This window comes from Candidatus Dependentiae bacterium (assembly GCA_040878395.1).
Lineage (GTDB): Bacteria > Babelota > Babeliae > Babelales > Vermiphilaceae > JAKBEL01.
In genome coordinates this window covers 35,345-43,808 of sequence record JBBDMI010000004.1, presented here as the reverse complement: position 1 = coordinate 43,808, position 8,464 = coordinate 35,345, and the positions used below count along the sequence as shown (strand labels likewise).

Below are 8,464 nucleotides of genomic sequence, written 5' to 3'. Positions count from 1 at the left end.
GTAACGGAGGCGTTCAAAGGTTCCCTCATGACGAATAGAAATCGTCGGTAGAGCGCAAAAGCAGAAGGGAGCTTGACTGCAAGACATACAGGTCGAGCAGGTGCGAAAGCAGGATTTAGTGATCCAGTGGTTCCAAATGGAAGGGCCATTGCTAAACGGATAAAAGGTACGCCGGGGATAACAGGCTGATCTCCTCTAAGAGTCCATATCGACGAGGAGGTTTGGCACCTCGATGTCGGCTCATCACATCCTGGGGCTGAAGAAGGTCCCAAGGGTTTGGCTGTTCGCCAATTAAAGTGGTACGCGAGCTGGGTTCAGAACGTCGTAAGACAGTTCGGTTCTTATCCGTCGTGGGCGTAGGGTACTTGAAGGAAGTTGTCCCTAGTACGAGAGGACCGGGATGAGTAAACCTCTGGTGTTCCAGTTGTTCTCCAAGAGCAGCGCTGGGTAGCTACGTTTATAAGAGATAACCGCTGAAAGCATCTAAGCGGGAAACTTGACCTAAGATGAAGTACCCCCTAATTTAATTTAGATAAGATCCCTCGAAGACTACGAGGTTGATAGGTTGGGTGTGTAAGGACAGTAATGTCTTGAGCTAACCAATACTAATAGATCGAATGTTTTAACTACGTCTAAAAAAATTATTTTCGCTTCATATACTTTTATCTATAAATATTTCAAAAATCACACTTATAGATTTTTTCTGTTGAAATAAAAGATTTCTGGTGGAGATAGCTGTAGGGAAACACCCGTTCCCATCTCGAATACGGCAGTTAAGTCTGCAGCGCCGATGATACTTGTCTGGAGACGGACTGGGAAAGTAGGTACCGCCAGTTTAAATAAAAAAGCCTTGAAGTTTATTCTTCGAGGCTTTTTTATTGCTTAATTTTTTTATTAATTTCTTTTTTAGAGTTTCTTTCTCTTGTAAGTCCGCATGTGCTTAAACATTTTATTGTTTTTATGTATTAATGTATTTTAATATAAGAAAAAATAAAGTTTTTTATATTGAAAAAGGGCAAAAAAATGATGAATTGTGTTATTGCTTTGAATGTATGTAGAGGATTTATTGGATTAATTGGTGCACTTATGGTTGTTACCGGTGTTATAAAGACAGATGGTGATTATGATAACTATGGTAAAACTGAAAATAAATGGGGATCATTTTTCTTTTTTGGTGGTTGGTTATTGTTTGCATTTTCTATTGGATTGCTTAATGGAACGGCAACAGGTTTTGTTTTTACACTTAAGGGTTTATTCGGCGTAGTGAGTTCTGTATTAGTCATTATTGCTGCAGGTCAATCACAAATGGTAATGTATAAACAAAATGAAAAGTTAATGCGTGCATTTTTAATTATGTTTATGTTCGCATGGGTGTGTGTAGCCTATAGTATTGCTTATTCTGTTATGCATCCTTATAGTCCTGATTATTTAAAGTTAGTTATTGCACTTGTTGGTGCGATTGGTGTTATTGCGGGCATGATATTTCAGATGAAATATCGCAAGCGTGGTTTTGATTTTATCAAAACAGGAACTCCATCTGATGGTAATGTTTATTCACCCGGCTTGCCTTTATTTACTGGTGGATGGATGTTGTTGGCACTTGCAAATGCATTAATTTAATTGTTGAGGCGCCAGCTTTCTTGTGGTTAGAATAGTAATATGATAGAAAATGAAAACAGTTTTTGTATAAAACCTACTATTTTTATCGCTATTCCAATTGCAGAGCAACTGCAAATGTTTGAAAATATGCAAAAATATTTTGTATGTATGTTGTCTAACAAAATTGAGCCTGCAAGAAATTTACATGTCACCATTGCTTATATTGGGCAAGTAGAAACAATCCATGTGAATGAAATTTTAAAAGTTGTAAAAAAGGCAATGAAAGATTTTGCAATGTTACGAAAGCCGGTACATTTGTTATGGTTGGGAGAAGTTTCATTATATAATAATGCGATTGCTTTAACGTTTGCATATGATGAGGGTTTGGCGTTACTGGCACAAGTGGTACGTAAAGAACTTGTCCGTGCCGGAATTCAGTTTGATGATAAATTTCCATTTCGAGCACATACAACTATTGCGCGTATTAAACCAAATGACATGATCAAAAAAATATCGGTTAAACGTGATGTTCTTGCACTGATTAAGCAAACAACAATATATGCATTACATCCAATTTTGATAAAACAAATTGGAGTATATAAATCCGGTCAAATAGTGCCATTGAAAATTTTTAACTGTACTTGATTTTATCTTGTGATACCATTATACATCTGTGTATTTTCGTTTATACTAAAGCATATAAATAGGACATCGTAAACAACATTACATATATGTTACATAAAGGGTATGACATGCAATATTTGAAATTAGCATTACTAGTGTTAACCAGTAGCTTGCTACATGGAGCTGCACCGGAAAAAAATGTTACAATCAAGGATCGTGTTGTTAATGTAAAAGATCAAGCTGTTAGTAAGGTAAGCGCATTGCTTGTATTGTGGAGTGGTACAAGTAAAGAAGATAAGTTAAAACGTTTAGATTATTATCAAAAATTATTAGAAGGCCTTAAAGATCGACGTTTTTTGAAAAACTGGCAAATGTATAAAAAAAGATGGTATGCATGGATTGTTGATGGAAAAATGCCGATTAAAAATCCGGATGGTCGTATAAGTGATGAAAAATTTATACAGTATGCTATGGTTGTTCACGAGCTTATTAAAGGAGCTCCATTAACACAAGATGAGAGAGAAGAACTATGCCGTCAAGAGCTTGAAGATATCGAACAATATCGAAAAGCAAAAGGTATACGTTCATAGAAATTGTTTAAAAAAAAGATAAAAAAACCGTTACAATTGTGACGGTTTTTTTTATTGAAAATAACTATGAGTTTATTGTATATGTTTTTGTAATAATGTTTGTGCATGTAGAAATTCTTCTTGTGTGTTTACACCATATACATAGTCAAATGGTACGTGAACCAAATTCACATCTACATTATGTTTGCTTGCAATTTCAATTAAATCAGTAATGTAATATTCATTTTTATTGGTATGTAGCCAAAGTTTGTCTATATGTTCTTCTAAAAATGTACGGCTGATCAAATAAAATCCTGCATTTACAAGAGGATAATCTTCCGGATTTTTTTTAAAGTCTACTGCTTCGACAATACGAGTGACACCATCTTTTTTAACAATACGCCCATATGCACAGTTAGGTTCAGCTTGAGCAGTTAAAATACTAAATTGCGCATTTGTTTTTTTGTGTTCATCAATAAAATGTTGTAACAGTTTTGCATTGGTGAGTGGGTGATCACCATTCATTATCAAAATATCATCTGCATGCCAAAATTCTTTGGTACATTGCAATGCATGTCCTGTTCCTAGCTGTTTATCTTGTACGGTAAATGTGATATCATGCTGTGGTAATGCTTGCACAATTTCTTGTTTAACCAACTCTTTTTTAAATCCAATTACCATAGTGATTGGCATATCCAATTGAGCAGCGGCTTTGACCGGATAAAGTACCATAGCCTGTTTGCCAATGTGAGTTAAAAGTTTTGGTGTATCTGAATCAAAACGAGTTGATTTTCCGGCAGCGAAAACAATTGCCTGTATACTTGCTTGGATATGTAAAGTCATACAGCATAAAAATAATACTAACGTTTTATATTTCATTAAAATTCCTTTTAAGTTGTTTTTTTCATTAATGCTTCAGCAAAGACAAGTTCATTTTTTGTATTTACTCCATGAACCATTTCATAAGGTACCGTAATGATGTTAATTTTATGCCCCTCACGGCTTGCAATTTCAATTAAATCGTTGATGTAATATTCTTGTTTATTTTTATGCATCCAAAGTTCATCAATATGTTTTTCAATAAAGTCTCGCTTTATCAAATAATAACCGGCATTAACGCGTGGATGTTTATGTGGATCCATACCCACAAAATCTTTCGCCTCAACACATTTAGTGATCCCATTTTTGTCAGTTACAATGCGGCCATAACTTCCCGGTTCAGTTCGTTTAGAAACGACAATAGTTATTACGGCATTTTTTTGTTCATGTGCATCAATTAATTTTTGTATGGTTTCGCTTTTCATTAACGGTTGATCACCGTAAAGCATCAAAATGTCATCACCGGTAAGTTTGTCAATCGCACAACGTAAAGCATGGCCGGTGCCCAGTTGTTTTTCTTGGATTGCAAATTCGATAGTAGCATTTGGCATTTCATTCAGTAAGGTTTGCTGCATTAAATCTCGTTGATGCCCAACAACAACCACCATAGGAATGCCCAGATTATCTACTGCTTGAGTTGGATAAAGGATCATAGGTTTTCCATTAAATGGTGTGAGCAGTTTTGATGTTTTACTTTCAAATCGTGACGATTTGCCTGCTGCAAAAATTACAGCTTGTATATGAGTTAGAGTATATTGTGCTTGCGTAACCAATAGCATGGATAATAATAATTTTTTGTACATTATAAGAACTCCTTCTTTATAAAAAATGTATTAAATAGATGCGCATTATCTTAGCGTGAATATGAAAAAAAATAAAATAAAGAAAAAAGTGTTGATTTCGTTATGGTATAATTAATCAAATTTACTTTCACATGTAGTAAATAATGACACATTACAAAGAAAGCAAGAAAGCACTCTTTTCAATAAAGTTGGTTGTAATGACGCATCATAAACGCGACGGCTTTCTTCATCTCTTAAAGTTTCATATATAGCATTCAAATCTTGAAACTGTTTAGTAGCATCAGAATGCGAATTTTTATCAGGATGTAGTTTATGTGATAAATTTAAGTATACTTTGCGTAAATCTCTTTGGCTTGAGCTCATATCTATTTTTATTTTATCATCTAATGCATGTTCCTCCAGATGCGTATTTAATATGTCATAGTAGCTTATATCTGAAGTTGAACCTGTTGTGCATAAAAAAATAGGCCAATAATCTTCCTCAGGTAAAACTGAATAAAACACGAAAATACAAACCCATGTGAAGTTACGCATGTTTCCTTTCCATATTTATGGATAACAATACTGCAGTTATAACGATACAAACTATAGATATTGTGCCAGTAATCCACATGTTGGGCAACAGGTCAAAAATCATTTGTTGTAGAATGTTTAGGCTAAACATAGTAGCTATTGCAAAAGGTACACTCGGTAATGAAAATCGAAGAAGTATATACCATATTAACATGAGGACAATGCCGTAACATATGCTTGAGCTCAACCAGTATGATATAATTTCTAATGAATCGATGCCATTCAGGCATAAGCTCGCAATGATACATAATCCAAATGCAATTGCCAAATGTTTTTTTCCATGATGAGTTATGTAGTTTAATGTTATGATGCCTAAACAGTATGCAAGGGTATATTGTATAAATTTAAGCAGATGTGCATTGGTGTATCCAATTGCATTTGACCAGGTACCTAAAGTGTTATAAAAACCCCAAAGCGGTTCTATTGATGGTTGCATCAGCTCTATTAATGCCCATGACCCACTGAGCAATAGGCCTGCACTCACACCAATAGATAAGGTGCTTAACCATTTTTTGTAAACAAATCTTTGCGGTAAATCTATAATTAAACTTAATACAAATGCAAAAACTGCTGCACGCATTAAAAATTGCAACATAAGGACGCTGAAGGTCATGAACAGTTGATTTGCAAATGGAGCTTGTGTATTGAATTGCGAAATTAAATGTGGCCAATTGTTACACAATTTTATAGTAAACAGTAGGGTGAAAAAAAGTAAACTCATTACAAAAGTCTTCGTATGGAGTTTTTTGTTTGCCCAACGAAGCAATGCGATTAACATGCCAAAAATAAAGAGCATGCGGATTAATAGATGGCACAATAGTTGAAGTGCTTGTGTTGTATTCCGTTGCTTACGTTCGTTGCGTTGCCATGTTTCAGGCATATGGATTTTTTTCTGCAGATGGGTAACGGTGTCTCCTGTAATGGAAATAACTATCTGTTTTTCACCTTTGAGTGTATTGCTTGCAATTTTATTTGCGTAAATGAATACCCAATCTTTACGGTCCGGCAGTTGTTTAGGTGTTGCAGATACTTCATATAGATCATCTAAATTATTACCGTCATCTACTAATGCTTGTTGTGCAATACTGCGAGCCTCTTTTTTATTCAATTGTGTACCGGCAATACTTTCGGGAATTTTGTGTTGTAGGCTTAAAACGTTATATAGTGTATTTCTATCGAAGGTATTTGCTCCAACAATTGCTTGGTATGATTCGCCTCGTTCAGCAAGGCTGCCGCTGAATTTTAAAAAGCGCACAAGCCAATGTGGTGGATTTAAATAAGAACCAAGAAGGGTAGCGTATATAGGTTGTTGATATTGCTGCCAAATATATTTATGTTGTAAATCAACTTTTTCCTGTTTTTCGAAAGTAGGTTTTATTTGTGCATATGGTTGAAAACCATCAATTGGAATCTGTTGTTGTTCTAAATATTGTTTTGCAATAGCAATCGCATCATTGCGATAGAGTTTTAATGGTGGTGCATTGGAGTTGAATTTTGTGGCAAATATCCATGCAGCAAGGCCACATATTGATGCTATAATGATGAGTAATGCATTACGATTGGTCAGTTTTTTGCTCACGGTTGGTATAACGTCTTCAGTTGTGATTGTTGGTTTATCGGCAAGCCAAGTGCCGTTATAGGCATCGGGTGTTAATTTCTGCCATTTTCCTTCTTGTAGACGACGATATAATATGATGCCTAATGGTAAGAAGGTGAAAAATAGTACTGCTGTTTGGTTTATCCAGATGCGTGGCGCTGTCGATAAGAAAATAGGTAGAGAAAACCAAAAAACGTCATATGCATAATGGGTGATAACTGATGTGAGTAAACCGAAGCGTAGATACATTAAGCCAAAAAGAAACGATGGGAAAATAAGTTCAATTAGGCGTGCATAAGCCGGTTGTGCTGCATAATTTGCGTGTGCGCCACCAAACACAATTGCTTGCAAAATAAATGCACCAAAAATCCACCATTTACGTTTGCCAAATCGGTCACCAATGAGCGCTGCACCTGCAAGTGGAATCGCTCTAAATTGTGCCTCTTCGACAAATCCGGCACTGAGTGATGAGGCTATTGATGATAACCATGGGAAGTAGTTTGCTAAAATATTTGGATTTACAAGTTGGCTTAATGGTGCCCACCAATTAAAATAATGTGTTGTTATAAAGTAAAATAAGACTAAAAATGCCATATCAATGCCGATAATCAAATAACTTCCGATTGTTCTGCCTAAAATAGTGTATGAATTTGCAATGCCGGTATCCCAACTACTCCATAGGCGAACATGGCTACCAAATGCACGGCGCGTTAAACTTTCTGCGGTGATAAATATAAGTGATGTTGTAATGAAAGTCATAAAGAATGAGGTTAAAGATTGTACGATAATATTGAGTAAAAAACCCTGCATACTATTTTCAGTATTATAATACATCCACATAAGCGGCATTGAGTTAAGGGTAGAGATAAATTTTAATGATGAAATAAGCAAAGCCCATTTAATTGGCGCTTGCCAGATAACCCAATTTAAACGCATGAGAATAAATAAACCAAAAACACAGCCAATGAGTAAATAAAAGATATATGCAAAGATGCCGGCGGCATATGCGATGGATTCATTTGCTGCGCGCATTTCTCTATATTTAAAAGTAAAAGACTGTGGGATTTTAATAAACTGTTTTATCAAGGTGAGCTTATCACCACTTACTTTGGTTTTTATTCTATAGCGTCCTTCATTTAAGGTAATATCAGTGCGTTCAAATACAAATGTACGATCAATGCGACCATTTTGTTGTATGTCTTTTGCATCTTCAATGAGGGCATAGGGAGTTAAATCAATCTGTAAATTCTCTTTTAATGCTTGCATAACCAATGCAATAGCACCTTTTTTAGAAAGGGAATTGAGCTCTTTATCTTCCGATATTGTTTCTTTAAATCCATATAGTTTGCCATCAGGAGTGAAATATATTTCTGTTTCATTGGTTTGGAATTGCTTGAATCGACGAACTTTCCAGGTGTATGGGATATACCATTTTTGTTGCATCATGTTCAAAAATGCATCTTGACCACCTCCTTCAAGCTCAATAAAGCGTTGTGCTTTAGAATCAGAGTCAAAAGAAACAGCAACTGAAGGGTCTTGCGGCCCCCACCCGAATAGTTCGGCTAGATCGTTAGATTCAGAAATCGCTTGGCCTCTGTCCATAGTTATGGTAATATTAACTATAGGGAAGGCCTTAGAGAAGTATTTGAACGCAAAAGCAAAACTTATCGCACTAATGATAATGAAGCTAATCCAAAAGACTGGTTTTCTAAAAAATGAGTTCATTTATATGTTCCTTTTTTGTACCAATTTGCAGTAAAAGTTTATTTTCAATCTAATAAAAGATTACTGTATCATTCTGGATAAATAAAGTTATTGCA

7 protein-coding genes and 2 rRNA genes are annotated in these 8,464 nt (G+C 35.3%); 5 read left to right on the top strand and 4 right to left on the bottom strand.

Translation table 11 applies throughout. From position 1 onward, the window contains the following. The 5 genes from WD055_01505 to WD055_01485 all read left to right on the top strand — a co-directional run. A 23S ribosomal RNA gene (locus WD055_01505) occupies positions 1-630 on the top strand; the annotation flags it as partial. Positions 631-721: 91 nt separating this feature from the next. Next, positions 722-836, top strand: a 5S ribosomal RNA gene (rrf, locus tag WD055_01500). Between the two features lie 187 nt (positions 837-1,023). Continuing rightward, complete coding sequence (locus WD055_01495; protein ID MEX0848881.1) at positions 1,024-1,620, top strand: hypothetical protein; 597 nt, start codon at positions 1,024-1,026, stop codon at positions 1,618-1,620. A 39-nt stretch (positions 1,621-1,659) separates the two neighbouring features. Beyond that, positions 1,660-2,244 carry a hypothetical protein gene (locus tag WD055_01490; protein ID MEX0848880.1) on the top strand — a complete coding sequence of 195 codons (585 nt, stop codon included), beginning with the start codon at positions 1,660-1,662 and terminating at the stop codon, positions 2,242-2,244. A 107-nt stretch (positions 2,245-2,351) separates the two neighbouring features. Further along, a complete protein-coding gene (locus WD055_01485; GenBank protein ID MEX0848879.1) occupies positions 2,352-2,813 on the top strand; it encodes a hypothetical protein in 462 nt (153 codons plus the stop codon). Positions 2,814-2,885: 72 nt separating this feature from the next. On the opposite strand, the gene WD055_01480 is transcribed toward WD055_01485, so the two are convergent. From WD055_01480 to WD055_01465, 4 genes are all read right to left on the bottom strand, one after another. Continuing rightward, positions 2,886-3,671 (bottom strand): NTP transferase domain-containing protein, encoded by a 786-nt coding sequence (locus WD055_01480; GenBank protein ID MEX0848878.1) that lies wholly within the window; start codon positions 3,669-3,671, stop codon positions 2,886-2,888. Positions 3,672-3,682: 11 nt separating this feature from the next. After that, positions 3,683-4,474: an NTP transferase domain-containing protein gene (locus WD055_01475; GenBank protein ID MEX0848877.1), complete on the bottom strand. Its 792-nt coding sequence runs from the start codon at positions 4,472-4,474 to the stop codon at positions 3,683-3,685. Between the two features lie 111 nt (positions 4,475-4,585). Next, positions 4,586-5,008, bottom strand: coding sequence for a J domain-containing protein (locus WD055_01470; protein MEX0848876.1), 423 nt, complete (start codon positions 5,006-5,008; stop codon positions 4,586-4,588). Continuing rightward, on the bottom strand, positions 5,001-8,369 hold the full coding sequence (locus WD055_01465) for a type II CAAX endopeptidase family protein (protein ID MEX0848875.1): 3,369 nt from the start codon (positions 8,367-8,369) through the stop codon (positions 5,001-5,003). The genes WD055_01470 and WD055_01465 overlap by 8 nt, the downstream gene beginning before the upstream one ends. Positions 8,370-8,464: the final 95 nt, after the last annotated feature.